Origin of the sequence: Herbaspirillum chlorophenolicum (assembly GCF_001189955.1) — a bacterium.
Lineage (GTDB): Bacteria > Pseudomonadota > Gammaproteobacteria > Burkholderiales > Burkholderiaceae_D > Herbaspirillum > Herbaspirillum chlorophenolicum.
The window spans coordinates 1-26,724 of the sequence record NZ_LFLT01000047.1 but is presented as its reverse complement, the minus strand read 5'-3'; the positions used below and the strand labels follow the sequence as shown (position 1 = coordinate 26,724).

Here is a 26,724-nt window from a genome sequence, read left to right as displayed (position 1 = left end):
CACCCCCATCTTTTGCGCGATCAGCTTGGCGACGTCGATATCCAGGCCCTGTAATTGCAAGTCGGCGTTGACCGAGCCGAACGGTGCAAAATCTTGCGGCACGGCGATGCGCACCACGCCGGCTTTCTGGATGTCGGCCAACGCGTCGGCGCGGGCGTGGATGGAGAGAATCGACAACAGGCCGAAAGAAGCGGCCAGCACCGGTTTTGCAAACTTCATCATGATTCCTTAAAAATAAGTGCCTTGATTTTGCGGCGCCGGTACGAAGTGCCGAGTGCCGCCCATGCATGCGGATGCCGGCGGAGAAGGGGCTGGCCCATCTGCGCCGCAATGAGCGTCTCCCTCTTGTGTTCACGGGGGACGATATCGCGCCCGTTCTCATTCGCAATTACTGTGCCAGCCTTGAGGATGATTCCCATGTCGCGCATGGGGGCGGAGCCATCGCATGCCGGTGCAAACCTGGGGCGTGTTCTCACCATTAGCGTGCCTGCTCGCAATTTTTTCCTGCGTGCCGGGAAAGCGGGTGGCGACAGTACCCGGGCGGATTTCGTTTTCAGCGTTTGCTTCATCCCGAATTCGGTGCGCAATGACCGGGGATGTTCCAAAGCGCGGGCCGGTTTTCTCTTGCACGCGACTTTATCTTTTCGCGCCGGTACCGTGCCCGCAGGCATGGCCGTTGATGTCAACTTATACTGGAGCGCACCGCCAGACCGAAACGGGCCGACAGAGCCCGGTATCAAGGCCAGCCAGGAGACGCCATACATGCGCAACATCGATCCGTTTTCAGCACGATTATTCCTCGCCGTCATCGAAGAGGGCAGCATCGCCAAGGCCGCAGCGCGCGAATGCATCGTCGCCTCTGCCGTCAGCAAGCGCGTCTCCGAGCTGGAAGCGCTGTTCCGTGTGCCGCTGCTGGAGCGCGGCGTCAAGGGCGTCACGCCCACGCCGGCCGGCGAGGCTTTCCAGCACCATGCGCGCATGCTGTTGCAGGCGATGGACCGCATGTATGGCGAGATGTCCGAATACGTCGAGGGTGTGCGTGGCCGGGTCAAGGTGCTGGCCACGGTGTCGTCGCTGTCCTCGCGCCTGCCCAGCGATATCCAGGATTTCGTTACCGCCCACAAGCGCATCAAGATCGACCTTGAGGAAGCCTCCACGCCGGCCATCTTCCGCGCCGTGGTGGATGGCGTGTGCGATGTCGGCATCGCGCCCGAGATTTCCAGCCTGGAAGGATTGCAGGCCTTTCCCTACCGCGTGCTGACGCTGGCGGTGGTGATGCCGGCCGGCCACCCGTTGTCTACCCAGAAGCAGCTGTCGTATGCCGATACGCTGGAGTTCGACCAGGTGGAGCTGTATCGCGGCAGTGGCATGGCCACGCTGCTGGACAACGCCGCGCAGAACCTCAACCTGCCCAAGCGCACCTACATCCGCGTGCTGTCGTACGAGACGATCTGTCGTATGGTGGCCAGCGGCATGGGAGTGGGCGTGGTGCCGCTGTTCTTCGCCCATTCGCACGGTGAGACGTTCAAGCTGAAATTCCTGCCGCTGACCGACGCCTGGGCGCATCCCATGATCAGCATTGCGGTGCGCGATGCCAACGCGCTCGGACCCGCATCCAGGGCATTCGTCGAGCACATGAAGCAGTGCGGCGTACAGGCGCGGCTGCAGAACAGCATGTACGACGCCATGTCCATGCATCGCGGCGGGCAGGGACGCTGAACACGGAAATAATTCAGCCGCCGCAACAATCGCCGCATCGTCGCCAGGAATCGCCACAGGAGACGGCTGGGCGCGCCAGCCATCTTGTTTGGAGATGGGGGTCTTGCTCAATGATTGCTTGTTTCCCTGCCGTACAGACAACAGAATGATTCCCGACACCGGCCGCAGAGCCGGACGACGAGAGGCTTGCAGCGGCAAGCCCGGCATTGGCCGGGGCCGCGCGCGTTGTTGCAGTGCGATGCCGGCCATCTCCGACCACGCTTTTGTGATGGACAACAAAAAACCAGGAGACAAGCATGCTGAACTTGAGCGTCGACGACATCGCGTTCGTCGGGGAAGATATTCAACGTGGAGAATGCGTGCTGGCCACGCGCTCCGGAGACCTGTTCCTGCCCGACAAGCGCGGCGGCGTGAACATCGTCCGCGCCAATGGCAAGAGCGAACGCATCATGGCCAAGAACGCGCCCGAGGGATTCATGCCCAACGGCATCGCGCTCTTGCCCGACCGTACGTTCCTGATGGCCGACCTCGGCCCGGGCGGCGGCGTCTGGCACATGGCGCAAGACGGCGCCATGACACCGCGCCTGCTGGAAGTCCACGGGAAAAAGCTGGAACCCACCAATTTCGTCGGCATCGACAGCAAGGGACGCACCTGGGTCACCGTGAGCACCCACCTGGTGCCGCGCGAACAATCGATGAAGAAGGGACATGCCGACGGCTACATCGTCGTCATGGACGAACGCGGCGCGCGGGTGGTGGCCGAAGGCATGGGCTTCACCAACGAAGCCATCGTCGACCCCAGCGGCGAATGGCTGTATGTGAATGAAACCATCGCGCGCTGCACCAGCCGTTTCCCGATCCGCGCCGATGGCAGCCTGGGACGCAAGGAAGTGTTCGCCCAATACGGCGCAGGCACCTTCCCGGACGGCTTCACCTTCGATGCCGAAGGCGGCGTGTGGATCGTCAGCGTGGTCAGCAACCGCGTGATCCGCGCCACACCGGACGGCAAGCAGCATACCGTCATCCAGGATGCCGACCCGGCCTGGCTGGAGCAGGTGGAACAGGCATTCGAAGACGGCAGCTACAGCCGCACCCATCTCGACTCCGGCGGCCAGCGCCGGCTGGCCAACCTGTCGGGCATCGCCTTTGGCGGAGCGGACTTGAAGACGGTCTACCTGGCCTCGCTGTTCGGCAGCCAGGTCGGCAGTTTCCGTTCGCCGGTGGCCGGCGCCAAGCCGGTGCACTGGGAGTTCTGACGGCGGGTCGCGATATTTATTCTTAACCTGCCGGCATAGACCGGGCAGGAATACATAACGACAGGAGACAAGACATGAGAAGACAGTTTCTAGGCTGGCTAGCGGCTGCGTGCGCCGCGGCAGCGATGGCGGCGCTGCCCGCCGCGGCGTCGGCCCAGGCCAAGACCATCAAGATGGCCACCATCGCCATCCACGGCAGCCCCTGGCACAAGGCGCTGATGAAGTTCAAGGAAGTGGTGGACAAGGAAAGCCACGGCAAGTACACGGTCAGCATTTATACCGACGGCCAGTTGGGCGACATCCCGCAATTGCTGTCGGCGATGCAGATCGGCACGGTGGACATGGGCTATTTCGGCCTGTCTTCGATCAGCTTCGTCAAGGGCGGCGAGCCGCTCAACATCATCTACGTGCCTTACCTCTTCAAGAATGGCGAGTGGGCCGAGAAGATCCTCAACAACGACGAGTTCAACGGCATCTACGACAAGGTGGCGCAGACTTCCGGCGTGCGCGTGTTCGGCGCCTGGGGGCAACGCTCGGCGCGCGCCATCCAGACCATCAAGGGCCCGATCCGGACGCCTGAGGACCTGCGCGGCATGCGCCTGCGCATTCCCACCATCCCGATCCTCAAGGCCGCCTTCGACCGCATCGGCGTGCAGGTGACGCCGATGGGCATGCTGGAAATCTACAACGCGCTCTCGCGCGGCATGGTCGACGGCCAGGACAACGGTTTCGACCTGGCGATGCCGGCCAAGTATTACGAAGCGGCCAAGTACTGGTCGGCCACCGATCACGTGTATGAGATCGTCGGCTTCTTCGTTTCCGAACGGCTGTGGAAGAAGATGTCGGACGAGGACCGCGCCATGTTCAAGAAAGCGTCACAAGAAGCCGGCGCCGTTGCCACCGAACTGACCAGGCAGTTCGACAAGGACAGCATCGACGTGCTGAAGAAGGCCGGTGCGACCTATGTCGTCCCCGACAAGGCTGCCTTCAGGAAGGCCTTCGAAGGCGTCGAGGCGCCCTATGACGGCAAGCTGTGGCCCAAGGGGATGGTCGAGCGTATCCATCAGATACAGGGCGACAAATGAAAATCAGCGAAGCCTTCCATTCGACGCTGGCCGGGCAGCCCCTGCCGCCGCAGCGTGAGCCGCAGCGCGGCAAGGGCGAGCCGCTGCCGGCGTCAATGCCGGACGACGACGAGGCCGGCGCCCGGCGCGAAGCGCCTGTGGTCTGGCCGGCACGCCTGCTGTACCGTGTCAACCAGGCTGCGCTGGTGGCCGCGCTGGCAGTGGTGCTGGCGTTCACGGTGGGGCAGGTGGTGGACCGTTACCTGCTCAAGTCTTCCTTCGATACCTACGACCAGTTCGCCCGCATCGGCCTGGTGTGGCTGACTTTCCTCGGCATCGCCGCCGGCATTCGCGACCGCGCCAACGTGCGCATCGAGCTGCTCAACCACTTCGCGCCGCAACGCCTGCGCGGCGTGGTCAACGTCGTGCTCGACCTGTGCACGCTGGCGGTGTCGGTGCTGCTGGTGGTGGTCGGTGTGCGCCTGATGGAGGTCGGCTCCTTCCAGACCATCATGGGCACCGCGTTCAGCTATGACGTGATGTACCTGGCGCTGCTGGTGGGCATCGGTACGCTGATCGCCTACTTGCTGCTGCGCCTGGCCAACCGGCTGACCGGCGGCCGCTTCCGGCTCGATCCGGAACTTGAACCGGAAGGGGAGCAAGATGATCATCGCGCTTAGTGTTCTGCTGTTTTTCCTGCTGCTGATGGTCGGGCTGGATGTCGGCTATTCGATGATCGTGGCGGCGCTGGCGGGCATGCTGCTGCATGCCGGCGATGCGGTCGACCCCATCATGGTGCCGATGACGCTGGTCTCCAACGTCGACAGTGCCGCGCTGGTGGCGGTGCCGCTGTTCGTGCTGGCCGGTGAGATCATGAACCAGGGCGGCCTGACGCGCCGCCTGGTCGAATGGTCCACCGCCATGGTCGGCCATTTTCGCGGCAGCCTGTCGCAAGTGGCGATGACCACCAACCTGGTGATGGCCGGCATCTCGGGCTCGGCGGTGGCTGACGCCACCGCTACCGGCGGCATGCTGATTCCTGCAATGAAGCGCGAGGGCTACAAGCCCGGCTACGCGGCGGCGGTGATCGCGGCCGGGGCCATGCTGGGGCCGATCTTGCCGCCTTCGATCCCGATGGTGGTGTATGCGGTGATCGCCAACATCTCGGTGGCCAAGCTCTTCATCGGCGGCGTCATTCCGGCGCTGATGCTGTTCTTCGGCTATGTCGGCATTTGCGCCTACATGGCGCGCAAGCACAACTACCGGGCCAAGCCGCGTGTGCAGTGGCGGGAGCAGGTGCGCACCACGCGTATCGCGATCTGGGCACTGATGGTGCCGGTGCTGGTGGTCGGCGGCATCCGCTCGGGCGTGATCACCGAAACCGAAGCGGCCGGGGCGATCTGCATCTATGCGCTGGCGGTGGGGCTGCTGATCTACCGCGACCTCAAGTTCAGGCAGTTGGGCCGCGTGTTCTATTCGGCCGGCAAGACCTCGGCGGTGATCCTGTTCCTGCTGGCCGCAGCCGGGCCGTTCTCGTGGCTGATGAGCGAAGCCCACATCGCCACCATGATCTCGGAAACCGTGCTGGGCATTTCCAAGGACCCGCTGGTGGTGCTGCTGGTGGTCAACGTGATGCTGCTGCTGGTGGGCATGGTGTTCGAGCCACTGCCGGCGCTGGTGATGTTCGTGCCCACGCTGCTGCCGATCCAGGCCGCGCTGGGCATCGACCCGATCCACTTCGCCACGGTCGTCATCATCAACCTGATGATCGGCATGTTGCATCCGCCGGTAGGCCTGCTGATCCTGATCACCTCGGCCATCGGCCGCGTGCGGATCTGGTCGGTGGCGGTGGAGACGCTGCCGTTCCTGGGCTGGTCGCTGGTGGTGCTGGTGCTGATTTCGGTGTTCCCGGCACTGGTCACCTGGCTTCCCAATATGGCGGTGAGATGAACACCCTCGATTACACATAAACCGCGCCGTCGACAGGACGGCGGCAATTCCCGAAGCGGCAAGCACATGGGCCGGCGCGTTGGCGCCGGGCTCCGGGGCCTGCTCGCGCCTGCGGCAACCGAAAGTCGCCGGCGCCGACTTCACAACCAAGGCCCGACGGGCCGCAACACAAGCAAGGAATGGACATGAAAGACGCAAACCAGTCACAAGCAACACGCGCCGGCAACTGGGTCGACGTGGTCGAGGTCGGCACCCGCGACGGCTTGCAGATCGAATCGCGCATCATCCCGGCCGCGCGCAAGATCGAGATCCTCAACAAGATGATCGCCTCCGGCATGCGCGAGATCGAAGTCACTTCCTTCGTCTCGCCCAAGGCGGTGCCGCAATTGGCCGATGCGGCCGAGGTGCTGGCCGGCATCGAACGCCGCGCAGGCACCTACCTGTCGGCGCTGGTGCCCAACGTCAAGGGCGCCGAGCGCGCCGCCGCTACCGGCGTGGATGCGGGCATGCTGTTCATTTCCGTCTCGGAAACCCACAATCGCAAGAACCTCAACCGCAGCATCGACGACAGCATCGCCGGTTTCGCTCCGGTGGTGGAGGTATTGCGCGCGGCCGGCAAGGACGTGATGGGCGGCACCGCCGTGGCCTTCGGTTGCCCGTTCGAAGGCGAGATCGACCAGTCCAACCTGCTGCGCATCGTGCATGCCTACTTCGACCTCGGCATCGACCACATCACGCTGGGCGATACCACCGGCATGGCCACGCCCAACAACGTGCGGCAGACGGTGCGCCTGCTCAGGCAGCACTTCCCAGGCATCAAGCTCAACCTGCACCTGCACAACACCCGCGGCGTCGGCCTGGCCAACGTGGTGGTCGGGCTGGAGGAGGGCGTGCGGCGCTTCGACTCGTCGTGCGGCGGGCTGGGCGGCTGCCCGTTTGCCGCCGGCGCCACCGGCAACATCTGCACCGAAGACCTGCTTTACCTGCTGGCCGAGAGCGGCTACGAGACCGGTATCGACCTCGGCGGCGCCATCGATGTGGCGCTGATGATGGAGCAGTCGCTGGAGAAGCGGCTGCCGGGCCAGATGCTGCGCGCCGGGCCGCGCCTGAAGCTGCATTCCGCCGACGCGGTTCCGACCGCGGCCGGCTGAGGAGAGGGGATGCCGATGCAACAGCCACTGTCCGGCGTGCGGGTGATCGACCTGACGCGCATCCTGTCCGGCCCGTTCTGCACCATGCTGCTGGGCGACATGGGGGCCGACGTCATCAAGATAGAAAGCGGCCGCGACGGCGACCCGATCCGCAAGGCGGGCGCGCGCGTCAACGAGCTCTCCTGGTATTTCGCCTCGTTCAACCGCAACAAGCGCTCGATGGCGCTGGAGCTGCGCAGCGCGCGCGGCAAGGAGATCCTGGCGCGGATGCTGCAGACGGCCGATGTGCTGGTGGAGAACTACCGCCCGGGCGTGCTGGCCGAGATGGGCTTCGACGACGAACGCCTGCGCCAGCTCAATCCGCGCCTGGTGGTGGCCAGCATCACCGGTTATGGCACGTCAGGGCCGTATGCCGACCGTCCCGCCTTCGATTTCGTGATCCAGGCCATGAGCGGCTTCATGAGCACCAATGGCCCGGAAGGCACACCGCCCATACGCAGCGCGCCGCCCATCACCGACCTGGTAGCCGGGCTGTATGCCGCCTATGGCGTAGTCAACGCGCTGCGCACGCGCGACCGGACCGGGCAAGGGCAGCGGGTGGACTCGTCGATGATGGGCGGCATGGTCAGCATGTTCGCCTACCTGACTTCGGATTACCTGGCCACCGGCGCCTTGCCGCAGCGCACCGGCAATGACCATCCGATCACCGCGCCCTATGGACTGTTCTCGACCAGCGATGGCGAGATCGCCGTGGCGCCCAGCACCGACGAGATCCTGCTGCGCTTCCTCACGCTGATCGGGCTGGCGCACCTGATGGACGATCCGCGTTTCAAGACCAACGCCCTGCGCATGTTCCACCGCAAGGAACTGAACGCCATGATCGACGAACAGCTCAGCGGCGACACCCAGGCCAACTGGATACGGCGCCTGAACGAAGGCGGCGTGCCTTGCGGCAAGGTACAGGACATCGGCGAAGTCATGCGCGACCCGCAGATGCTGCATCAGGAGATGGTGCTGGACATCGAGCATCCCGGCCACGGCCAGGTGAAGATGGTGGGCTTCCCGGTCAAGCTGTCGGGATCGCCTTGCGTGGTGCGGCATCCGGCGCCGGAGTACGGCCAGCATACGGCGGAGATCATGCGCGAGCTGGGGCTGGCGGAGGATGGAAAGCCGTTGTCGTCGGCGGCGTGAACGGACGCGGAAAAAAAGGCCACGGATTGCTCCGTGGCCGTGCAGGGTTTACATCTTGGATTCGGCCTGCATTTTTATTATGGGGAACTGGGGAAGAAGGTGATCTTGCTTAGTAACGGATCTTTGGCAGTTGGCGCAGCGGAAAAATCTGCATTGAATTCGAACTCCATCGTAGTGGCGCGATCACCATCATTTGGATAGAAGCAGAAACCCCTGAACCGAGAGTTAGGCATTTTGTCGATTGAAAAGCAGGAGTCGTCGATAATGCCATCCTTTATTGCTTTGTCTTTGTTGTTGGTCAGCTTTGCGGCACGCAGGGCTTTGGTCAGATCAGGCGTGGAGATGGATGTGGGGACGCCTGCTTTCAATATGATGGAATCGCCCAGTTGGAAATCGTATTTGACGGAAAGCAAAGTGACCTCGTCTGTTGCAAACGAGTTCATGAATGCCACTGTAGGAGCTTGAAGTCTGGACGGAAGAACTTTTTTCCACAGGCCATTATCACTGTTGAATTTATTGACTATCCCGATTCTTTCATTATCTATCTTGACGATTATGTCGCCTGATTCTGCCAGTTTGAATGCCGGATTATTGATTTTTCCTAATCCGTCCGAGATCTTGGTAAGGCAGGAATCACCATCGTCCCGCATCGCCAGATTCTTGTTCCAGGTGGAGTCTTTGAGATACGCATAAAGAATGGCCGCACTATCGATATAGTTGTAGCCTTTGTTGGCCAGAAGGGTGGCTGCGTCTTCGCAAAATTGCGCGTAGCCTTGAGCCGTATTCTTGTTGATCAGTTTCATCAGATCGCTCTGATCGTCGTTCCCCTGGATTAAAGTCTTCAACATGCTTCCGTCCGACTGTCGCCAACCTTTGATGGCCTCAGGGCGAGGTAAAATTCCGGTGGCCTTGCCTTCTGGCGATGAGGACAGTAACGACTCCCTATAATCAAATTCAACGTTGATTGCTGGTGATTTTTCTTCATTGAAATAGACGCCAAAGCCCTTGACCTTGGTTGGGTCGATAGCTTGATTGCCATCGCTGTGGGTATCCGCGTCGCTGAAAACCTGGCCGAGTTTGGTGTCGACGTCTTTAATTTTCTGGTTCAGGTCGGAGGTGCTGGCCATTGCCTGAAAGATGACCCCGTTAGGGGCATAGATGCTGGTGAGCGCCTTCAATGCAACAACAGCGGCAGAGAATGCATGCGTGTCGACCGATTGGCTCCATGACCTGTCCCACTGCATGATGAGAGCATTCGATGTTCTGAAATAGGGAGTCAGGTAGTAGTCTCCGTATACGGGTTCGTTCTTATCGTGCATGTTGAGCATCACGACAGAACGTTTCCCGAAATCTTTTCCATCGATACTGCCGTTCAATGTAACCGCAAGAGTCTGGACATCGTTGTACAGGTATGCCCCGATCTTTTTCTTCATTAATTGAACGAAGCTTTTTTCTTCGAAGCTGACACTTTCCTGCATTTCAGGAGGTGAGGCCCTGAGACGGATATACAGGTCATTCAATTGCCTAGGGTCTGTGTCTGCGGAATGTAATACTGGCTTTACTGCGATGGAGAAGTTCTTTTTGTCGTCCGAATTCCTCGATGCCGCACTACCTGCACCAGATGCGCATCCGGTGAGAAAGGTTGCCAAAAATAAAAACGCAACGGCAGATTCATATTTATAGCTTTTTTTCACACTACCCCCAGCGCTGTTGTTGAAATTTTTATGCGGCCTATTAGGGATAAATAATAGGGAGGGCGATGGGAGGAGGCAACATCTAAATGAATGATGTTTTCAGGAAATGTTTTTGTTGCACGTGATGGAAGATATTGCCGATTCGATCATGGACGTTTCAAGCGCCTTAATGTCCCAACGGGGGCGCCAGATGTTCAGTACTTGAGCTGCGACTGTCACGCTATATTCATGCAGGATGAAAGGTAATTTCTTCGTATCGTGCGGTCAAAAAAAAGCCACGGATCATTCCGTGGCCTTGCAGTGAACTCGCTAGCGCGGACTTCGATACGCTTTTATTGCCGCCATGGGGCTGGCGATATGGATGGCAGGTTTAGGGAGTCATCGGGACTCGTGCTTTTTCTTAGAACGCCGGAACGATGGCGCCCTGGTATTTCTCTTCGATGAACTTCTTGACGTCAGGCGAGTTCAGCGCGGCGACCAGTTTCTTGATGGCGGGGCTGTCCTTGTTGTCTTCGCGCGCCACCAGCAGGTTGGCGTAGGGCGAGTTGGCATCTTCGATGAACAGCGAATCCTTGACCGGGTTCAGCTTGGCTTCCAGTGCGTAGTTGGTGTTGATCAGCGCCACGTCCACCTGGTTCAGCACGCGCGGCAGCGTGGCCGCTTCCAGTGCGCGGAACTTCAGCTTCTTCGGGTTTTCGATGATGTCCTTCTGGGTGGACGAGATGTTGGAGCTGTCCTTCAGTTTGATCAGGCCGTTGCGGGCCAGCAGCAACAGGGCGCGGCCCGAGTTGGATGGGTCGTTGGGGATGGCGATGGTGGCGCCATTGGGGATGTCGGCGATCTTCTTGTACTTTTGCGAATAGGCGGCGAAGGGCTCGACGTGCACCTTGGCGACCGGCACTTCGACGTCATTCTTGTGCGCCTTCTTGAACTGCTCGATATACGGCAGGTGGGCGAAGAAGTTGCCGTCGACCTGCTTCTCGTTGGTTTGCGCGGCCGGCTGCACGTAGTCGGTGAAGACCTTCACCTGCAGGTCGATGCCTTCCTTGGCCAGGGCCGGCTTGATATGTTCCAGGATTTCGGCATGCGGCACCGGGGTGGCGGCGATCACCAGTTTGTCGGCGGCATGTGCGCCGATGGAAAGCGCCAATGCGGCGCCGGCGAACAGGTGGGGGATCAGTTTGCGGGACATGTATTTGCTCCAGTCTTGTTGTGAGAGGTCAAAAGGTCATTTACGGGTAAAGCGCAGCACCAGGCGGTCGCCGAAGAATTGCAGCAACTGCACCAGCACCACCAGGATGGCGACGGTGACTACCATCACCTCGGTCTGGAAACGCTGGTAGCCGTAGCGGATCGCCAGGTCGCCCAGGCCGCCGCCGCCGATTACGCCCGACATCGCGGCATACGACATGAGCGTGATGGCAGTGATGGTGACTGCTGCCAGCAAGCCCGGCAGGGCTTCGGGCAGCAGCGCGCCGAAGATGATCTGGCGGCGCCGCGCGCCCATGGCGGTACAGGCCTCGATCACGCCGCGGTCGATCTCGCGCAGCACGCTTTCGGTCAGCCGCGCGAAGAAGGGGGCGGTGCCGATCACCAGGGGCGGGATGGCGCCGGTCACGCCCAGCGAGGTGCCCACCAGCCACAGCGTGAACGGGATCAGCACGATCAGCAGGATCAGGAAGGGCACCGAGCGCAGCACGTTGACCAGCAGCGACAGCACCAGGTACACGCCGCGTTGCGCCAGCAGTTGCTTGCGGTTGGTAAGGAACAGCAGGATGCCCAGCGGCAGGCCCAGCAATATCGTGAAGAACAGCGAGCCGCCGGTCATGGCCAGGGTTTCCAGCGTGGCGTCCCACACCTCGCTCCAGTCGATCTGCGACAAGTCGATCAGCGCGCTCATGCCAGCACCTCATGGTCGATGCCGGAGGTATCGAGGCGTTCCAGCACCTGGCTCACGGCTTCCTCGTCGCCGGAAAACTCCACCAGCAACTGGCCATAGGGCGTGTCCTTGATGCGCGACACGGTACCTTGAACGATGGTCGCCAGCGCCGTGGTGGCCGCAGTCAGTTGCGACAGGATGGGTTGGGCCGCCAGTTCGCCGGCATAGGTCAGGCGCACCAGCTTGCCGTCGGCGCGGCGTGTATAGGGCGCCAGGGTTTCGTCGAATGCGAGGCTTTCCGACAGCAGCGCGCGCGTGACTGCATGGCGCGGCCGCAGGAAGGTATCGACCACGGTGCCGCGTTCGACCACGATGCCGGCATCGAGCACCGCCACGCGGTCGCAGATGTTGCGGATCACTTGCATCTCGTGCGTGATGAGGACGATGGTCAGGCCCAGCTTGCGGTTGATTTCCAGCAGCAGGCGCAGGATGGATTGGGTGGTTTCCGGATCGAGCGAGGAGGTCGCCTCGTCGCACAGCAGCAGGCGCGGCGAATTGGCCAGCGCGCGGGCAATGCCGACACGCTGCTTTTGCCCGCCCGACAGTTGCGACGGATACTGGTCGCGGTGCGCTTCCAGGCCGACCAGTTGCAGCAGTTCGTCGACACGGCGGTTGCGCTGCTCGCGGCTGTAGCGGCCGGTGATCTTCAGCGGCCAGTCGATGTTCTGGGCGACGGTCTTGGCATTGAGCAGGTTGAAATGCTGGAACACCATGCCGATGTGCTGGCGAAGCTCCAGCAGGCTATCGTGGCCGAGCCCGGTGATGTCCTCGCCGTCGATCAGGACGCGGCCGCTGTCAGGGCGCTCCAGCAGGTTCAGCGTGCGGATCAGCGTGCTTTTGCCGGCGCCGGAGCGGCCGATGATGCCGAAGATTTCTCCTTGGGCGATCTCCAGGTTGATGTCTTGCAGGGCGACGATGTCGCGCTTGCCGGCCTGGTAGTTTTTATGGAGGTGCTCGATGCGGATCACGGTGGTCAGTTTTGATGAGACCGAGCAAGTCTAACTTTTTGTTATTTAGGCGGGAAGTTCTTATTTGTTTTTTGCTTATGAGCAAAAGCGATTAAGAATGGATGGAATCCGTGTTAACCGTGGGGAAGGGGTCGCCGGGAGTGAAGAATATTGTTCGTTGGTTAATTTTTTCTTCAAGCGTCCGGCGCACTCACGGAGAGATAAAAGAGACCGCGCTCAAGCGCCGTCGCCAATAACATCCACTGCCATTATTTGGCGAATTGTTGCCGCCACATAATCGATCTCGGCCTCGGTGGTCCCGCGGCCGAGCGAAAAACGCACCGCGTTGCGCGCCACTTCGGGCGAACGGCCGATCGCCAGCAGCACGAAGGAAGGCAGGGCGGCGGCCGAGTTGCAGGCCGAGCCGGCCGACACCGCAATGCCGAGCAATTGGCTGGCCAGGGTGCCGTAGCGGGTGGGCGGGAAGCTGACGTTGAGATTGTGCGGCACGCGGTTGGTTGCGCAGCCGTTCAATTGCACGCCGGGCAGGCCGCTGATGCCGTTCCACAGGCGATCGCGCAGGGCGCGGATGCGCGCGCTTTCTTCGGCCAGCAGCTTGCCGGCCAGTTCGAATGCTTCCCCCATGCCGACGATCTGGTGCGTGGCCAGCGTGCCGGAGCGCATGCCGTTCTCATGGCCGCCGCCGTCGATCTGGGCTTCCAGCTTCAGTTCGGGATGGTGGCGCACGTACAGCGCGCCGACGCCCTTGGGGCCGTAGACCTTATGCGCGGAGACCGACATCAGGTCGACCTTCAGGCGCGCCAGGTCGACGGCGATCTTGCCGGCCGCCTGCACCGCGTCCACGTGGAAGACGATGCCGCGCTCGGCGCAGATCTCGCCCAGTTCGGCGATCGGCTGGATCACGCCGATCTCGTTGTTCACATACATCACCGAGGCCAGGATGGTGTCCGGGCGCAGCGCGGCGCGGAACTGTTCCGGCGTGACCAGGCCATCTTCGCCGGGCTGCAGGAAGGTGACTTCGAAGCCGGCGCGTTCCAGCGTGTGCATGGTGTCCAGCACTGCCTTGTGCTCGGTGGCCACCGTGACCAGGTGGCGGCCTTTGTGAGCCAGCGCCTGGGCCGTGCCTTTGATGGCCAGGTTGTTCGATTCGGTCGCGCCCGAAGTCCAGACGATCTCGCCGGGCTGCGCGCCCAGCAGGCCGGCCACCTGGGCGCGCGCCTTTTCCACCGCGCGCTTGGCTTCCCAGCCGAAGGGGTGGGAGCTGCTGGCGGCGTTGCCGAATTTTTCGGTAAGGAAGTCGCACATGATCCTGGCGACCTGGGGATCGACCGGCGTGGTGGCGCCGTAGTCCAGATAAATGGGGAAAGTCAGGCTGGCAGGCGGGCGACAGGGAGCAGGGGCGTTCATGACGGCGGATTCAGGAAGTCCAGGAAAAGCAGCATTGGGATTCGGCATTGCGCCAAGTCTTGCCTGAAAAGCAAGATGAAATGGCGAGCCAGGCAGGGAGTATGGCCATTCCTGCCCGGCCTTGAGCTTCCTACATTAGCTTATACAAAATTATTATACTGAAATAGAATAAATACAAACCTATAATCCGAAAATCATATGCATAGTTTTTGACCCGGGACATTGATGGACCTCAACCAGCTGGAAGCTTTTGCGGCGGTAATGACGATCGGCAGCGTGACTGGCGCCGGCCGTAGCCTCGGCCGTTCGCAGCCCGCCATCAGCAAGGCCATCGGTGACCTGGAGGCGGAACTGGGCTATGCGTTGTTCGACCGCAACGGGCCACGGGTGACGCCGACCGGCAAGGCCTTCCTGTTATATGAGGAGGTGGAGCGTTCGCTGGTCGGCCTGCGCAGCATCCGCGAGCGCGCCGCCGAGATCGGCCGGGAAGAGGCGCAGCCGGTGCATCTGGTGGCGACTCCGGCGCTGGCCTCGACCATCGCGCCTGCGGCCTTGCAACTGGTGGCGCAGGGCAGTTCGGCGTTTCCCGAGCATATCCACCTGCGCAGCGCGTCGGCCGAGCAGGTGGTGCATGCGGTGCTGCACCGTACCGTCAGCCTGGGCCTGACCAGCCTGCCGGTGGCGCACCGCGGGCTCGACCTGCACTGGATCGGCGAAGCGCCCTGCGTGGCGGTGATGCGCGCCGACCATCCGCTGGCCAAGAAAGACAAGATCACGCGCGCGGCCCTGCGCGGCGAACGCGTGATCACCATGTCCAACCGCTACCGCCTGCGCCAGCGCATCGAAACCGCGCTGGGCGAGGATAGTCCGCTGGATGTGGCGATCGACACCAACACTTCCTTCAACGCCATCATGGCTGCGCGCGCCGGCCTGGGGGTAGCGCTGGTGGAGCCGATCACGGCGCTGGGCATGCCCATCGAAGGGCTGGTGGCCAAGCCGCTGGCGGTGGATATCCCGTTTTACTTTGGCGTGGTGACGCCGTTCGGCCGGCCGGTCGAGGGCACCACGCTGGCGCTGATCGACGCGGTCGAAACCGTGGCGCGCACCATCCTGCACGGCTTCGTCAAACGGGATGCGGCCGAGCATGACGAATTGTTATAACTGATGCAGGCGATGGCAGGCGGCCCGAGGGGTTTGCCTGCTACGTCTATTTTTCGCTTTTAAGGGGGCCACATGCCGAATAGGGAATCGATCGCTGCGCCGCAAGGCCTGGCCGCGCTGGAGGCGCGCCTGCGCCAGGACATCGAATGGCTGGCGCTGCCCGGCAAGGCATGGACGCCGCAGACCGAGCGCGATGGCGTGGCGGTGCTCGACGTGGCCATCATCGGCGGCGGCCAGGCCGGCATGGCGGCATCGGTGGCCTTGAGCCACCTGGGCATTCCCAATGTCATTTACGACCAGTCCCCCAAGGATTTCGAAGGCCCCTGGGCCACTACCGCGCGCATGGAAACGCTGCGCTCGCCCAAGACCCTGACCGGCCCCGCGCTGGGCTTTCCGGCGCTGACCTTCCGCGCCTGGTTCGAAGCGCAGTTCGGCGCGCAGGCCTGGGACGAGCTGGACAAGATCCCGCGCATGCAGTGGATGGATTACCTGCGCTGGTTCCGCCGCGTCATGCACCTGGATATCCGCAACGAACATCGCGTGCTGGCCGTGCTGCCGCGCGCCGACGGCGTGGTCGAACTCAAGCTGGCGTCGCCGCAGGGCGAATCGTCGGTGCTGGCGCGCCGCGTGGTGCTGGCCACCGGCCGCGACGGCCTGGGCGGCGCCTACCTGCCTCCGCTGGTGGACAAGCTGCCGCGTGCGCGCTGGGCGCACTCTTCCGACGTGCTCGATTACGCCACGCTCAAAGGCAAGCGCGTGGGCGTGGTGGGCGGCGGCTCGTCGGCCATGGACAGTGCAGCCACCGCGCTGGAAGAGGGGGCGGCGCGGGTCGACCTGCTGATTCGCCGCAAGGAACTGCCGCGCGTCAACAAGGGCAAGGGCTCGGGCAACCCGGGCCTGGTCAACGGCCATCTTCATTTGCCGGACGAATGGAAATGGCGCATCCGCCACTACGTCAACGCGCAGCAGGTGCCGCCTCCATCGGGCAGCACCCGCCGCGTCTCTCGCTTTGCCAATGCGCGCTTCCTGCTCGGCACCGCGATCAGGGATGTCGCCGTCCAGCCGGATGGCACGCTGCGGCTGGACACCAATCGCGGCCCGCTGGAACTGGACTTCCTGTTCTTCTCCACCGGCTTTCGCATCGACTGGAGCGTGCGCCCCGAATTCGCCGCCATCGGCAAGCACATCCTGACCTGGAGCGAGCGCTATACGCCGCCGGCCGGCGACGAGGATGCCGAGCTGGCCGATTCGCCTTACCTCGGCCCGGTGTTCCAATTCCAGGAAAAGACTCCCGGCGCGCTGCCCGGACTGGACCGCGTGCATTGCTTCTGCTATCCGGCCACGGCCAGCCACGGCACCGTCTCCGGCGACATCCCTGCCATCAGCGACGGCGCTTACCGCCTGGCGCAGGGCATTGCTTCCCTGCTGTATGGCGAGGATGTGGAATACCATTACCGCAATATCGAGGCCTACGAAGAACCCGAACTGGTCGGCGACGAGTGGACCCCGTCCGAATGGGAGCTGCCGGGATGACCATGGCCATCGCAAAGAGCGTGCTGCAGGCGCTGATGGTGGTGCTGCTGATGACGGTGATCGTCTTCTTCGGCCTGCACCTGATCGGCAACCCGGTCGACATCCTGATCGGCCAGGACGTCGACCAGGTCGACCGCCTGCGCATCATCCAGGAACTCGGCCTGGACCAGCCGGTGTGGCGCCAGTACCTGTCCTTCCTGGGCGGCGCGCTGCACGGCAACCTGGGCAACAGCTTCGTATACAACTCGCCGGCCATCCTGCTGATCTTCCAGCGCCTGCCGGCCACGCTGGAGCTGGCCTTCGCCGCGCTGATCCTGGCCGTGCTGGTGGGCATCCCGCTGGGCCTGTTCGCCGGCATGAAGCCCGACCATCCCTTCTCGAAACTGGTGATGACCAGCAGCATCTTCGGTTTTTCGCTGCCGACCTTCTGGATCGGTCTGATGCTGATCATGGCCTTTTCGGTCTCGCTGGGCTGGCTGCCCTCCGGCGGGCGCGGCCAGACGGCGGAACTGTTCGGCATCCAGTGGTCGTGGCTGACCGCAGATGGCTGGCGCCACATGATCCTGCCGGCGCTCAACCTGTCGCTGTTCAAGATCTCGCTGGTGATTCGCCTGACCCGCGCCAACGTGCGCGAGGTGCTGCCGATGGACTACGTCAAGTTCGCCCGCGCCAAGGGGCTGAGCCCGGCGCGCGTGGTGCTGATGTATGTGCTGCGCAATACGCTGATTCCGCTGGTGACGGTGCTCGGCCTGGAATTCGGTTCCACCATCGCGTTCGCGGTGGTGACCGAAAGCATCTTCGCCTGGCCAGGCGCCGGCAAGCTGATCCTGGACAGCATCAATGCATTGGACCGCCCGGTGATCGTGGCTTACCTGATGGTGATCGTGTGCATGTTCGTCACCATCAACCTGGTGGTGGACGTGCTCTACAAGATTCTTGATCCGCGCGTGCGGGTGGAGGCCAAGGCATGAGCGCGCAAGAACAAGGTATCCAGGCCCAGACCATGACGCAGGAACAGGTGCGGGCGCGCATTGCCGAGCTCTCCGCCTTCGTCGCGCCGCGCCGCGAGTCGCCCTGGCGCCGGGTGATCCGCCACTTCATCGCTTCCCGGTCGGCCATGCTGGGCCTGGCCATCGTGCTGCTGCTGATCGTGGCCGCGATAGTCGCGCCGTGGATCACGCCGCAGAACCCCTATGACCTGATGCAGCTGGACGTGATGGATGCGCGCCTGCATCCCGGCACGGCCAATGGCGCAGGCACATTTACCTACTGGCTGGGCACCGACGGCCAGGGCCGCGACCTGGTCTCGGCCATCCTCTACGGCCTGCGCATCAGTGTGGGCATCGGCGTCGGCTCGGCGCTGATCGCCGGCATTATCGGCACGCTGGTCGGCCTGCTGGCGGCCTATGCCGGCGGCAAGGCCGATACGCTGCTGATGCGCCTGGCCGACCTGGTGCTGTCCTTCCCGTCCATCCTGGTGGCGATGCTGATCCTGGCCTATGTCGGCAAGGGCATCATGAACGTGATGATCACACTAGTCGTCCTGGAGTGGGCCTACTATGCCCGCACCGCGCGCGGCCAGGCGCTGGTCGAGCGGCAGAAGGAATATGTGGAGGCGGCGCGCGGATTGAACCTGTCGGCATGGCGCATCATGGTGCGCCACATCCTGCCTAACTGCCTGCCGCCGCTGATCGTGATCGGCACGCTGCAGGTGGCGCGCGCCATCACGCTGGAGGCGACGCTGTCTTTCCTCGGCCTGGGTGTGCCCATTACCGAACCGTCGCTGGGCCTGCTGATTTCCAACGGTTACCAGTACATGCTCTCGGGCGAGTACTGGATCAGCTTCTATCCGGGCATCACGCTATTGGTGGTGATCGTGGCGATCAACCTGGTAGGCGACCGCCTGCGCGACATCCTGAACCCGAGGTGGCAGAAGTGAGCGCGCCCAACAATATCCCTACATTGGAAGTGCGCAACCTGCGCACCCATTTCTTCACGCCCGATGGCGTGCTGCCGGCGGTGGACGACGTTTCCTTGTCGATTGCGCGCGGCCGCATCCTCGGCCTGGTCGGCGAATCCGGCTCGGGCAAGAGCGTGACCGGCTTCTCCATCCTCGGCATGGTCGATGCGCCGGGCCGCATCGTCGGCGGCCAGGTGCTGTTCCAGGGGCGCGACCTGGTGACGCTGGACAGGGTCTCGCTGCGCGAGCTGCAAGGCAACCGCATCGCCATGATCTTCCAGGACCCGATGATGACGCTCAACCCGGTGCTGAAGGTCGAGGCGCAGATGGTCGATGCCGTGCTGGCGCACAGCAAGGTCAGTCGCCAGCAGGCGCGCGAACTGGCGCGCGACACGCTGGGCATGATGGGCATCGCCAGCCCCGAGGAGCGGCTGCAGGCTTATCCGCACCAGCTCTCCGGCGGCATGCGCCAGCGCGTGGCGATTGCCATCGCGCTGCTGCACAAGCCCGACCTGATCATCGCCGACGAGCCGACCACCGCGCTGGACGTGACCATCCAGGCGCAGATCCTGTCGGAAGTGCAGAAGCTGGCGCGCCAGCATGGCACCGCGCTGATCTGGATCACCCACGACCTGTCGGTGGTGGCCGGACTGGCCGACGAAGTGGCGGTGATGTACGCCGGGCGCATCGTCGAGCAGGGCGCGGTCGATGCCGTGCTGGACGCGCCGCTGCACCCCTACACGCAAGGCCTGATCGGCAGCCTGCCCAGCAACAACCGGCGCGGCAGCCGCCTGCGCCAGATTCCGGGCATGACGCCCAACCTGCTGCACCTGCCGCCGACCTGCGCTTTTGCCGCGCGCTGCGAGCGGGTCAGCCAGCAATGCCTGGCGGCGCCGGCGATGAGCGAGCCGCTGGCCGGGCGCCTGGTGCGCTGCTTCCATCCGGCGCAACATGAATCGAAGGTGCCACAACATGCATGACGTGCAACATAAGGCCGTTCCCATCATCGAAACGCGCGGCGTCAGCAAGCGCTTCGGCGAACGCCGTGCCGGCTGGCTGGGACGCCAGTTGCAGCAGCGCGGCTGGGCGCGCGCGCCGGCCGTCACGCGGGCGCTCGACCATGTCGACCTCAAGGTCATGCCCGGCGAAGTGGTCGGGCTGGTCGGCGAATCCGGCTGCGGCAAGTCGACGCTGGGCCGTATCGCCTGCGGCTTGCTCGATCCGTCGGACGGCCAGGCGCTGGTGGGCGGGCGCGACCGCGCCGCCCTCACGCGCGCCGAGCGCGAGGCCGCCCGGCTGGACGTGCAGATGATCTTCCAGAACCCTTACGCCAGCCTCAACCCGCGCCTGCGCATCGACCAGATCGTGGGCGAGGCGGCGCAGGTCAACGGCAAGGTCGAGGGCGACCTTGACGACTACGTGTGCCGCCAGTTGATGCGCGCCGGGCTCGACCCGGCGCTGCGCGACCGCTATCCGCACCAGTTCTCCGGCGGCCAGCGCCAGCGCATCGGCATCGCCCGCGCGCTGGCGGTGCAGCCGCGCATGCTGGTGTGCGACGAGGCGGTGGCGGCGCTGGACGTGTCGATCCAGGCGCAGATCCTGAACCTGTTCGCCGACCTGCGCGAGCAGCTCGGCCTGACCTACCTGTTCATCAGCCATGACCTCGGCGTGGTGGAGCATGTCTCCGACCGCGTGGTGATCATGTACCTGGGGCGGGTGGTGGAGAGCGCGCCGGTGCAGGAGCTGTTCGGCCATGCCAACCATCCCTACACCCAGGCGCTGCTGGCCGAGGTGCCGCGCCTGTCGGCGCGCAGGAAAGAATTCACGGCGATCACGGGCGAGATCCCCAGCCCGCTGCACCCGCCCTCCGGCTGCCACTTCAACCCGCGCTGCCCGTATGCCACGCAGCGTTGCCGCGAAGAGGCGCCGGCCCTGAAGGAAATCGCGCCCGGCCACATGAGCGCCTGCCACCTCAACGACGGTGGCTGAATCAAAACGCATGACCGCAGTACCGATGACCTGATTGCTTTCAACCTGATACACAACAGAGGAAACAAGCTCATGAAAAAGACGCTCCTGACCCGCCTGCTGGCAGTCGCCCTGACCGGCGTAGCCCTGGCTTCGGCTGCTGACGCTGTCCGCGCGCAGAACCTGAATATCGCCTTCGCCGACCCGCTGTCCTCGCTGGACCCGCAGTTGAACAACCACGCCGGCGACCGTTCGGTGGACCTGCATTTCTGGGACCTGCTGGTCGAGAACAACTACAACAAACTGCAGCCCGGCCTGGCCGTGTCGTGGAAGAACATCGACCCCAAGACCTGGGAGTTCAAGCTGCGTCCCAACGTCAAGTGGCAGGACGGCAAGCCCTTTACCGCCGACGACGTGATCTTCTCCTACCAGCGCGCACGCAATGTGCCGGGCAGCGTGGCGACCTTCGCCGGCTACCTGCGCACGGTGGAATCGGTCACCGCCAAGGACCCGCTGACGCTGGTGATCAAGACCAATATCCCCAATCCCGACCTGCCGCTGAACCTGGCTTCGGTGCATATCGTCAGCAAGCATGTGGGTGAAAAGTCGCAGACCGAGAACTACAACAGCGGCGCAGCCGTGGTCGGCACCGGCCCCTACAAGTTCGTCTCCTACACCCCGGGGGACCGCGTGGTGATGCAGCGCAGCGACGGCTACTGGGGCGGCAAGGCCCTGTGGGACAAGGTCAACTACCGCTACATCAACAACGCCGCCGCGCGTACCGCGGCGCTGCTGTCGGGCGACGTGGACGTGATCGACAAGGTCTCGGTGTCCGACATCGCCAAGCTCAAGCAGTCGCCCAACGTCACGGTCTACCCGTACAACGGCTTGCGCGTGCTGCTGATCCAGCCAAGTTTCCATGAAGGCCCGAGCCCGTACATCACCGACAACAACGGCAAGCAGCTGGACAAGAACCCGCTCTTGGACGTGCGTGTGCGCCGCGCCATGTCGCTGGCGATCAACCGCAAGGCAGTGATCGACCGCATCCTGCAAGGCGCAGCCACCGAGGCCAACCAGTGGATGCCGTCGGATACCTTCGGCTACAACCCGGAGATCAAGAACATTCCGTTCGACGCCACCCAGGCCAAGAAGCTGCTGGCCGAAGCCGGCTTCCCGGACGGCTTCAAGCTGACCATCCACGTGCCTAACGACCGTTACCCGCAAGCGCCGGAAACCATGCAGGCGGTGGCCCAGTTCTGGACCCGCATCGGCATCAAGACCCAGGTCGAGGTGCTGCCGTGGGCGTCTTACTCTTCGCGCGCCAACAAGAACGAGTTCGCGGTGTCGGTACTGGCATGGGGCAACGGCACCGGCGAAGCCAGCTATGCGCTGGTCAACGTGCTGGGCTCGGTCGACGCCAAGAAGGGCATCGGCGCTTCCAACTGGAACCACTACAGCAATCCTGCCGTGGACAAGGCGCTGGCCGATTCCACCGCCGAGTTCGACCCGGCCAAGCGTGAAGCCATCCTGCGCGCCTCGGCCAAGGTGGTGTCGGACGATGTGGGCGTGATCCCGCTGTACCACTATCAGAACATCTGGGCCGCCAAGAAGGGCCTGAAGGTGACGCCGGTCAGCAGCGACCGCACCACCGCCATGATGGTCACCCAGGAAAAGAAGTAAGGCCATGTCCAGCTTCTCGATCGCCGTCACCCCGGCCGACGACCTGATCGACGTGCCGCGCCGCATCGTCGTGCGCGGCGTGGCGCCGGGCGAAACGGTGCGGGTGTCGTCCTCGACCGTGCGCAACGGCGCGGAGTGGGCCAGCAGCGCCTGCTTCATCGCCGATGCGCAGGGCGAGGTCGACCTTGCGATGAGCCCGGCCCTCGACGGCGACTATGGCGGCATCGACCCGATGGGTTTGCTGTGGTCGCAACAGCCGCTGCAGGCCGGCAAGCGCGACAACTTCCATGCCGACGTGACGGCGCCGCTGGTGACTGCCATCACGGCTTCCGGCACACAGGGAGCGGCCAGCGCCGAGCTGGTGCAGCGCCTGGCGGCTGAAGGCGTGATACGGCGCGAAGTACGCGAGCAAGGCCTGGTCGGCACGCTGTTCCTGCCGGCCGCGCCCGGCCCGCATCCGGCGGTGATGATCGTCAACGGTTCGGGCGGCGGCATCAACGAGCCGCGTGCGGCGCTGTACGCTTCGCGCGGTTATGCGGCGTTTGCGCTGGCTTATTTCAAGGCGCCGGGGCTGTCCAATTACATCTCCAACACGCCGCTGGAATACTTCGAGCGCGGCCTCGACTGGCTGCGTGCCGAGGTGCAGCCGAAGGACGACTTCGTCGCCATCAGCGGCCAGTCGCGCGGTGGCGAGCTGGTGCTGCTGCTGGGCGCGACCTTCCCGCAGAAGGTGTCGGCGGTGCTGGCCTACGTGCCTAGCGCGCTGGTGCATAGCGGCCAGAACGCGGCCGATCCGGAGGTGGGACGCGAAGAGCCGACCTGGCTCTTGCGCGGCCAGCCGCTGCCGCACCAGTGGGAAGGCAACCGCACCGCCAGTTGGAAACCCTTCGACGAAGGCCCGTCGCCGCATCGTCATGAGCTGGCGATGCTGACGGCGCTGGAAGACGAAGAAGCCGTGGCGCGCGCCCGTATCCCGGTGGAACGCATCCAGGGGCCGGTGTTGCTGCTGTCGGCCACCGATGACGGCTCCTGGCCCTCCAGCGTGTATTGCCGCATGGTTAGCGGCAAGCTGGCCGAAGTACAGCATCCGTGGCCGGTGGTATGGCGCGACTATGCCAATGCCGGGCATTCCATCCTGTTCCCGTTCGTGCCGACCACGCAGACAAGTTACGCGCATCCGGTCTCGGGCCGCATCAGCACCGGCGGCGGCGAGCCCTCTGCCAATGCCCGCGCCGACCTCGATTCATGGCAGCACGCACAGCAGTTCCTGCGCGCGGCGCTCGCCAAGCATTCATCTCGAAAGGATCTCACATGAGCACACCTGTCTACGACATCAACAACGATGTCATCGACCAGCTCGTCGGCCTGAAGGCCGGCGACGCATTGCACACCCTGCGCCACCAGCGCGACAAGGTCGCCGCCGCCACCCAGGGCAGCTACGACACCTTGTTCGATCCTGCTCTGGAAGGCATAACCCTGGACGAGCGCCTGCTGGTAGCGTTGTACGCCTGCCGCCTGGCCGGCGCCGCCGACCTCGCTGCGCACTACCGCGCACGCCTGCAGGCCTTGCCGGCCGATGCGGCACAACTGGCCGCAGCCGACAGCGGCGAGCCGGAGCAGCTTGCCGAAGGCCGCTTGCGCGCCATGCTGGTGTTCACCCGCGCGCTGACCCAGCGCCCGGTGGAAGGCGACAAGGCCGCCATCGGAAAACTGCCCGCCGCCGGCATCAGCACGCCGGCCGTGGTGGCGCTGTCGCAACTGATCGCATTCATCTCCTACCAGCTGCGCGTGATCGCCGGCCTGAAGGCGATGAAGGCTGCAGCCAACTGAAGGAGACCGACATGAGCAACGTCATCAAATCGAACGGCTTCACCAACGAATCGCTGGACTGGGACGCCTGGCTGGACGTGATCGCGCTGGAAGATGCGACCGAAGACCAGATCAAGGTGCTGGAAGAGAGCAACCCCAAGGCCAAGACCTCGGACTACTACCTGTTCCTGGCGCACCAGCCGGACATCCTGCGCCAGCGTTCGGCCGCCTTCAACGCCATCATGTATGCGCCGGGCGGCATGTCGCGCGCCGAGCGCGAACTGGGCTCGCTGGTGGTGTCGCGCATCAATGGCTGCGTGTACTGCGCATCGGTGCATGCGCAGCGCTTCGAGCAACTGGCCAAGCGCAACGATACGGTGCAGCAGGTATTCGACAACCCCTACGGTTCGGGCATCGACGCGCGCGAGAAAGCCATCGCCAAGTTCTCGGCCGAGCTGACCGAACAGCCGGACGCGGTCGACGCGGCCAAGATCCAGGCGTTGAAGGACGTTGGCCTGAACGATCTGGAAGTGCTGGACCTGATCCACTCGATCGCCATCTTCGCCTGGGCCAACCGCCTGATGCTGAACCTGGGCGAGCCGGCGTTCCCGGACGGCAGCAAGGCCGAAGCGCAGTGATCTTTGTCAAACAAGAAAAGGAGACCCCATGTTGATTCCAGACCATCTCGTTTATGCCGAGACCCATGAATGGGTCAAGGTAGAGGAAGACGGCACGCTCGCCGTCGGTATTACCGATTTCGGCCAGGAGCAACTGGGGCCGCTGGTGTATGTGGAAATGCCGGCCGTCGGCGCGCAGGTCAGGCGCACCGGGGAGTGCGGCATCGTGGAGTCGAACAAGACGGCATCCGACCTGCATGCGCCGGTGGACGGCGAGGTCGTTGCCATCAACGAGGCGCTGGTGGAAACTCCGGATGCCGTCAATGATGCACCCTACGACCAGTGGATCTTCAAGATCAGGCCGGCAGCGCCGTTTTCGACAGAGGGCTTCCTCGACGCGGCGGGTTATCTGAAGCTGATTTCCTGACCTTGTTTCAGGAGGCGGACCGTGCGGCGCGGATATCGAAAGCGCCGCCGGTTTGCGCGCGGTCGCGCAAGGTGACCGCTTGCTTGCCGATCAATGGGAACACCAGTTCGGCGAAGCGTATCGATTCTTCCAGGTGCGGGTAGCCGGACAGCACGAAGGTGTCCACCCCCAGGTCCGCATATTCCTGCAGCCGCTCGGCCACCGTGGCGGCATCTCCTACCAATGACGTACCGGCGCCGCCGCGTACCAGTCCCACGCCGGCCCACAGGTTGGGGGCGATCTCAAGCTTGTCGCGCCGGCCGCCGTGCAGCGCGGCCATGCGTTGCTGCCCAACCGAATCCATGCGTGTGTAATTTTTCTGTGCGTTGGCGATGTCCTCATCGGTCAGCTTGCTGATCAGGCGCTCGGCATCGGCCCAGGCTTCTTCATTGGTCTCGCGCACGATCACGTGCAGGCGCACGCCGAAGCGCACGGTACGCCCTTGTTTCGCGGCACGCGCGCGTACGTCGGCGATTTTCTGCGCGACTGCGGCGGGCGGTTCGCCCCAGGTCAGGTAGGCGTCCACATGCTTGGCGGCCAAGTCGTGGGCGGCGTCGGAGGAACCGCCGAAATACAGCAGCGGATAGGGTTTCTGCAGCGCTGGATGGAATACCTGGCCTTGGCGGATGCGGAAGTGCTTGCCTTCGTAGTCCACCGTTTCGCCTTGCAGCAAGCGGCGCCAGATGGTGAGGTATTCGTCGGCGGCTTCGTAGCGTTCGTCGTGTTTGAGGAAGACGCCATCGGCTTCCAGTTCGGTGGCGTCGCCGCCCGGCACCACATTGAGCAGCAGGCGGCCGTTCAATGCCTGGTCCAGCGTGGCGGCCTGGCGCGCCGAGGGGCAGGGGCCGCCCAGCGAGGTGCGCAGCGCCACCAGCAGCTTGATCTTGTGCGTCACCGGCACCAGGCTGGAGGCCACCACCCACGGGTCGAGGCAAGATGCGCCGGTGGGGATCAGCAGGCCGTCGTAGCCGAGGTTCTCGCTGGTGACGGCGATCTGGCGCATGTAGTCGATGGTCGGCGCGCGGCCGAAGTCGGAGGTGCCGAGGTAGCGGGTGTCGCCTGAGGTGGGGAGGAACCAGAAAATGTTGAGGGACATGGAGGGCTCTATTTATAGGCAGTCTGTTATTAGAGCGCTGCTGGTTTTTTGTGGCTAAGAATATTTTTGCATTTGCTTAGTTGGTGAATGTGTTT

At 63.5% G+C, this 26,724-nt stretch carries 26 protein-coding genes; 18 read left to right on the top strand and 8 right to left on the bottom strand.

All coding sequences use genetic code 11. The annotated features are described in order from the left end of the window. Positions 1–219, bottom strand: a 219-nt coding sequence (locus AKL28_RS20270) for a transporter substrate-binding domain-containing protein (protein ID WP_156226417.1), incomplete at its 3' end; no start/stop codon positions are given. Beyond that, positions 219–569 carry a hypothetical protein gene (locus AKL28_RS24615; protein ID WP_156226416.1) on the bottom strand — a complete coding sequence of 117 codons (351 nt, stop codon included), beginning with the start codon at positions 567–569 and terminating at the stop codon, positions 219–221. The genes AKL28_RS20270 and AKL28_RS24615, both read right to left, overlap by 1 nt. A gap of 193 nt (positions 570–762) precedes the next feature. On the opposite strand from AKL28_RS24615, the gene AKL28_RS20260 reads away from it, so the two are divergent. From AKL28_RS20260 to AKL28_RS20230, 7 genes are all read left to right on the top strand, one after another. Beyond that, positions 763–1,719: a LysR family transcriptional regulator gene (locus AKL28_RS20260; RefSeq protein WP_050470119.1), complete on the top strand. Its 957-nt coding sequence runs from the start codon at positions 763–765 to the stop codon at positions 1,717–1,719. 296 nt (positions 1,720–2,015) lie between these two features. After that, positions 2,016–2,975: an SMP-30/gluconolactonase/LRE family protein gene (locus AKL28_RS20255; protein ID WP_050470117.1), complete on the top strand. Its 960-nt coding sequence runs from the start codon at positions 2,016–2,018 to the stop codon at positions 2,973–2,975. A gap of 74 nt (positions 2,976–3,049) precedes the next feature. Further along, entirely contained in the window at positions 3,050–4,060 is a 1,011-nt protein-coding gene (locus AKL28_RS20250) for a TRAP transporter substrate-binding protein (protein ID WP_082221593.1), read from the top strand. Further along, on the top strand, positions 4,057–4,719 hold the full coding sequence (locus AKL28_RS20245) for a TRAP transporter small permease (protein WP_050470114.1): 663 nt from the start codon (positions 4,057–4,059) through the stop codon (positions 4,717–4,719). The genes AKL28_RS20250 and AKL28_RS20245 overlap by 4 nt, the downstream gene beginning before the upstream one ends. After that, a complete protein-coding gene (locus AKL28_RS20240; protein ID WP_050470113.1) occupies positions 4,703–5,989 on the top strand; it encodes a TRAP transporter large permease in 1,287 nt (428 codons plus the stop codon). Before AKL28_RS20245 ends, AKL28_RS20240 begins: the two co-directional genes overlap by 17 nt. Before the next feature lie 185 nt (positions 5,990–6,174). Then, entirely contained in the window at positions 6,175–7,140 is a 966-nt protein-coding gene (locus AKL28_RS20235; RefSeq protein WP_050470112.1) for a hydroxymethylglutaryl-CoA lyase, read from the top strand. 15 nt (positions 7,141–7,155) lie between these two features. Beyond that, positions 7,156–8,331, top strand: a complete 1,176-nt coding sequence (locus AKL28_RS20230; protein WP_082221594.1) for a CaiB/BaiF CoA transferase family protein — start codon at positions 7,156–7,158, stop codon at positions 8,329–8,331. Positions 8,332–8,408: 77 nt separating this feature from the next. Here AKL28_RS20230 and AKL28_RS20225 read toward each other — a convergent pair whose 3' ends face one another. The 5 genes from AKL28_RS20225 to AKL28_RS20205 all read right to left on the bottom strand — a co-directional run bounded on the left by AKL28_RS20225 (position 8,409) and on the right by AKL28_RS20205 (position 14,339). Further along, positions 8,409–10,025 (bottom strand): hypothetical protein, encoded by a 1,617-nt coding sequence (locus tag AKL28_RS20225; protein WP_156226415.1) that lies wholly within the window; start codon positions 10,023–10,025, stop codon positions 8,409–8,411. A 400-nt stretch (positions 10,026–10,425) separates the two neighbouring features. Then, positions 10,426–11,217, bottom strand: a complete 792-nt coding sequence (locus tag AKL28_RS20220; RefSeq protein ID WP_050470108.1) for a MetQ/NlpA family ABC transporter substrate-binding protein — start codon at positions 11,215–11,217, stop codon at positions 10,426–10,428. Positions 11,218–11,253: 36 nt separating this feature from the next. Next, positions 11,254–11,925: a methionine ABC transporter permease gene (locus AKL28_RS20215; protein ID WP_082221592.1), complete on the bottom strand. Its 672-nt coding sequence runs from the start codon at positions 11,923–11,925 to the stop codon at positions 11,254–11,256. Then, on the bottom strand, positions 11,922–12,932 hold the full coding sequence (locus tag AKL28_RS20210; RefSeq protein WP_050470107.1) for a methionine ABC transporter ATP-binding protein: 1,011 nt from the start codon (positions 12,930–12,932) through the stop codon (positions 11,922–11,924). Before AKL28_RS20210 ends, AKL28_RS20215 begins: the two co-directional genes overlap by 4 nt. Positions 12,933–13,148: 216 nt before the next feature. After that, positions 13,149–14,339, bottom strand: coding sequence for an aminotransferase class V-fold PLP-dependent enzyme (locus tag AKL28_RS20205; RefSeq protein ID WP_050470106.1), 1,191 nt, complete (start codon positions 14,337–14,339; stop codon positions 13,149–13,151). Positions 14,340–14,564: 225 nt separating this feature from the next. Here AKL28_RS20205 and AKL28_RS20200 point away from each other — a divergent pair, with 225 nt between their 5' ends. The 11 genes from AKL28_RS20200 (at position 14,565) to gcvH (ending at position 25,494) form a co-directional block, all read left to right on the top strand. Next, positions 14,565–15,500, top strand: coding sequence for a LysR family transcriptional regulator (locus AKL28_RS20200; protein ID WP_050470105.1), 936 nt, complete (start codon positions 14,565–14,567; stop codon positions 15,498–15,500). Positions 15,501–15,572: 72 nt separating this feature from the next. Further along, complete coding sequence (locus AKL28_RS20195) at positions 15,573–17,033, top strand: SidA/IucD/PvdA family monooxygenase (RefSeq protein ID WP_050470104.1); 1,461 nt, start codon at positions 15,573–15,575, stop codon at positions 17,031–17,033. Continuing rightward, positions 17,030–18,004, top strand: a complete 975-nt coding sequence (locus AKL28_RS20190; RefSeq protein ID WP_050470103.1) for an ABC transporter permease — start codon at positions 17,030–17,032, stop codon at positions 18,002–18,004. The genes AKL28_RS20195 and AKL28_RS20190 overlap by 4 nt, the downstream gene beginning before the upstream one ends. Positions 18,005–18,036: 32 nt before the next feature. Continuing rightward, the gene (locus AKL28_RS20185; protein ID WP_050470122.1) at positions 18,037–18,972 is read left to right on the top strand and encodes an ABC transporter permease; all 936 of its coding nucleotides are present in this window, start codon (positions 18,037–18,039) and stop codon (positions 18,970–18,972) included. Beyond that, positions 18,969–19,973, top strand: a complete 1,005-nt coding sequence (locus AKL28_RS20180) for an ABC transporter ATP-binding protein (protein WP_050470121.1) — start codon at positions 18,969–18,971, stop codon at positions 19,971–19,973. Before AKL28_RS20185 ends, AKL28_RS20180 begins: the two co-directional genes overlap by 4 nt. Continuing rightward, a complete protein-coding gene (locus AKL28_RS20175) occupies positions 19,966–20,982 on the top strand; it encodes an ABC transporter ATP-binding protein (protein WP_050470102.1) in 1,017 nt (338 codons plus the stop codon). Before AKL28_RS20180 ends, AKL28_RS20175 begins: the two co-directional genes overlap by 8 nt. A 72-nt stretch (positions 20,983–21,054) precedes the next feature. Then, the gene (locus AKL28_RS20170; protein WP_050470101.1) at positions 21,055–22,641 is read left to right on the top strand and encodes an ABC transporter substrate-binding protein; all 1,587 of its coding nucleotides are present in this window, start codon (positions 21,055–21,057) and stop codon (positions 22,639–22,641) included. Positions 22,642–22,645: 4 nt separating this feature from the next. Then, positions 22,646–23,956, top strand: coding sequence for an acyl-CoA thioester hydrolase/BAAT C-terminal domain-containing protein (locus tag AKL28_RS20165; protein ID WP_050470100.1), 1,311 nt, complete (start codon positions 22,646–22,648; stop codon positions 23,954–23,956). Further along, positions 23,953–24,471, top strand: a complete 519-nt coding sequence (locus AKL28_RS20160; protein WP_050470099.1) for a CMD domain protein — start codon at positions 23,953–23,955, stop codon at positions 24,469–24,471. The genes AKL28_RS20165 and AKL28_RS20160 overlap by 4 nt, the downstream gene beginning before the upstream one ends. Positions 24,472–24,482: 11 nt before the next feature. Then, a complete protein-coding gene (locus AKL28_RS20155; protein ID WP_050470098.1) occupies positions 24,483–25,088 on the top strand; it encodes a peroxidase-related enzyme in 606 nt (201 codons plus the stop codon). Between the two features lie 28 nt (positions 25,089–25,116). Continuing rightward, positions 25,117–25,494, top strand: coding sequence for a glycine cleavage system protein GcvH (gene gcvH / locus AKL28_RS20150; protein ID WP_050470097.1), 378 nt, complete (start codon positions 25,117–25,119; stop codon positions 25,492–25,494). A gap of 7 nt (positions 25,495–25,501) precedes the next feature. On the opposite strand, the gene ssuD is transcribed toward gcvH, so the two are convergent. Beyond that, entirely contained in the window at positions 25,502–26,629 is a 1,128-nt protein-coding gene (gene ssuD, locus AKL28_RS20145) for an FMNH2-dependent alkanesulfonate monooxygenase (RefSeq protein WP_050470096.1), read from the bottom strand. Positions 26,630–26,724: the final 95 nt, after the last annotated feature.

What these genes read in the sequence shown, in the direction of transcription:
- AKL28_RS24615 (WP_156226416.1), bottom strand. Translation starts at nt 569, where the DNA reads ATGAAGCAAACGCTGAAAACGAAATCCGCCCGGGTACTGTCGCCACCC.
- AKL28_RS20260 (WP_050470119.1), top strand. Translation starts at nt 763, where the DNA reads ATGCGCAACATCGATCCGTTTTCAGCACGATTATTCCTCGCCGTCATC.
- AKL28_RS20255 (WP_050470117.1), top strand. Translation starts at nt 2,016, where the DNA reads ATGCTGAACTTGAGCGTCGACGACATCGCGTTCGTCGGGGAAGATATT.
- AKL28_RS20250 (WP_082221593.1), top strand. Translation starts at nt 3,050, where the DNA reads ATGAGAAGACAGTTTCTAGGCTGGCTAGCGGCTGCGTGCGCCGCGGCA.
- AKL28_RS20245 (WP_050470114.1), top strand. Translation starts at nt 4,057, where the DNA reads ATGAAAATCAGCGAAGCCTTCCATTCGACGCTGGCCGGGCAGCCCCTG.
- AKL28_RS20240 (WP_050470113.1), top strand. Translation starts at nt 4,703, where the DNA reads ATGATCATCGCGCTTAGTGTTCTGCTGTTTTTCCTGCTGCTGATGGTC.
- AKL28_RS20235 (WP_050470112.1), top strand. Translation starts at nt 6,175, where the DNA reads ATGAAAGACGCAAACCAGTCACAAGCAACACGCGCCGGCAACTGGGTC.
- AKL28_RS20230 (WP_082221594.1), top strand. Translation starts at nt 7,156, where the DNA reads ATGCAACAGCCACTGTCCGGCGTGCGGGTGATCGACCTGACGCGCATC.
- AKL28_RS20220 (WP_050470108.1), bottom strand. Translation starts at nt 11,217, where the DNA reads ATGTCCCGCAAACTGATCCCCCACCTGTTCGCCGGCGCCGCATTGGCG.
- AKL28_RS20215 (WP_082221592.1), bottom strand. Translation starts at nt 11,925, where the DNA reads ATGAGCGCGCTGATCGACTTGTCGCAGATCGACTGGAGCGAGGTGTGG.
- AKL28_RS20205 (WP_050470106.1), bottom strand. Translation starts at nt 14,339, where the DNA reads ATGAACGCCCCTGCTCCCTGTCGCCCGCCTGCCAGCCTGACTTTCCCC.
- AKL28_RS20200 (WP_050470105.1), top strand. Translation starts at nt 14,565, where the DNA reads ATGGACCTCAACCAGCTGGAAGCTTTTGCGGCGGTAATGACGATCGGC.
- AKL28_RS20195 (WP_050470104.1), top strand. Translation starts at nt 15,573, where the DNA reads ATGCCGAATAGGGAATCGATCGCTGCGCCGCAAGGCCTGGCCGCGCTG.
- AKL28_RS20190 (WP_050470103.1), top strand. Translation starts at nt 17,030, where the DNA reads ATGACCATGGCCATCGCAAAGAGCGTGCTGCAGGCGCTGATGGTGGTG.
- AKL28_RS20185 (WP_050470122.1), top strand. Translation starts at nt 18,037, where the DNA reads ATGACGCAGGAACAGGTGCGGGCGCGCATTGCCGAGCTCTCCGCCTTC.
- AKL28_RS20175 (WP_050470102.1), top strand. Translation starts at nt 19,966, where the DNA reads ATGCATGACGTGCAACATAAGGCCGTTCCCATCATCGAAACGCGCGGC.
- AKL28_RS20170 (WP_050470101.1), top strand. Translation starts at nt 21,055, where the DNA reads ATGAAAAAGACGCTCCTGACCCGCCTGCTGGCAGTCGCCCTGACCGGC.
- AKL28_RS20165 (WP_050470100.1), top strand. Translation starts at nt 22,646, where the DNA reads ATGTCCAGCTTCTCGATCGCCGTCACCCCGGCCGACGACCTGATCGAC.
- AKL28_RS20160 (WP_050470099.1), top strand. Translation starts at nt 23,953, where the DNA reads ATGAGCACACCTGTCTACGACATCAACAACGATGTCATCGACCAGCTC.
- AKL28_RS20155 (WP_050470098.1), top strand. Translation starts at nt 24,483, where the DNA reads ATGAGCAACGTCATCAAATCGAACGGCTTCACCAACGAATCGCTGGAC.
- gcvH (WP_050470097.1), top strand. Translation starts at nt 25,117, where the DNA reads ATGTTGATTCCAGACCATCTCGTTTATGCCGAGACCCATGAATGGGTC.
- ssuD (WP_050470096.1), bottom strand. Translation starts at nt 26,629, where the DNA reads ATGTCCCTCAACATTTTCTGGTTCCTCCCCACCTCAGGCGACACCCGC.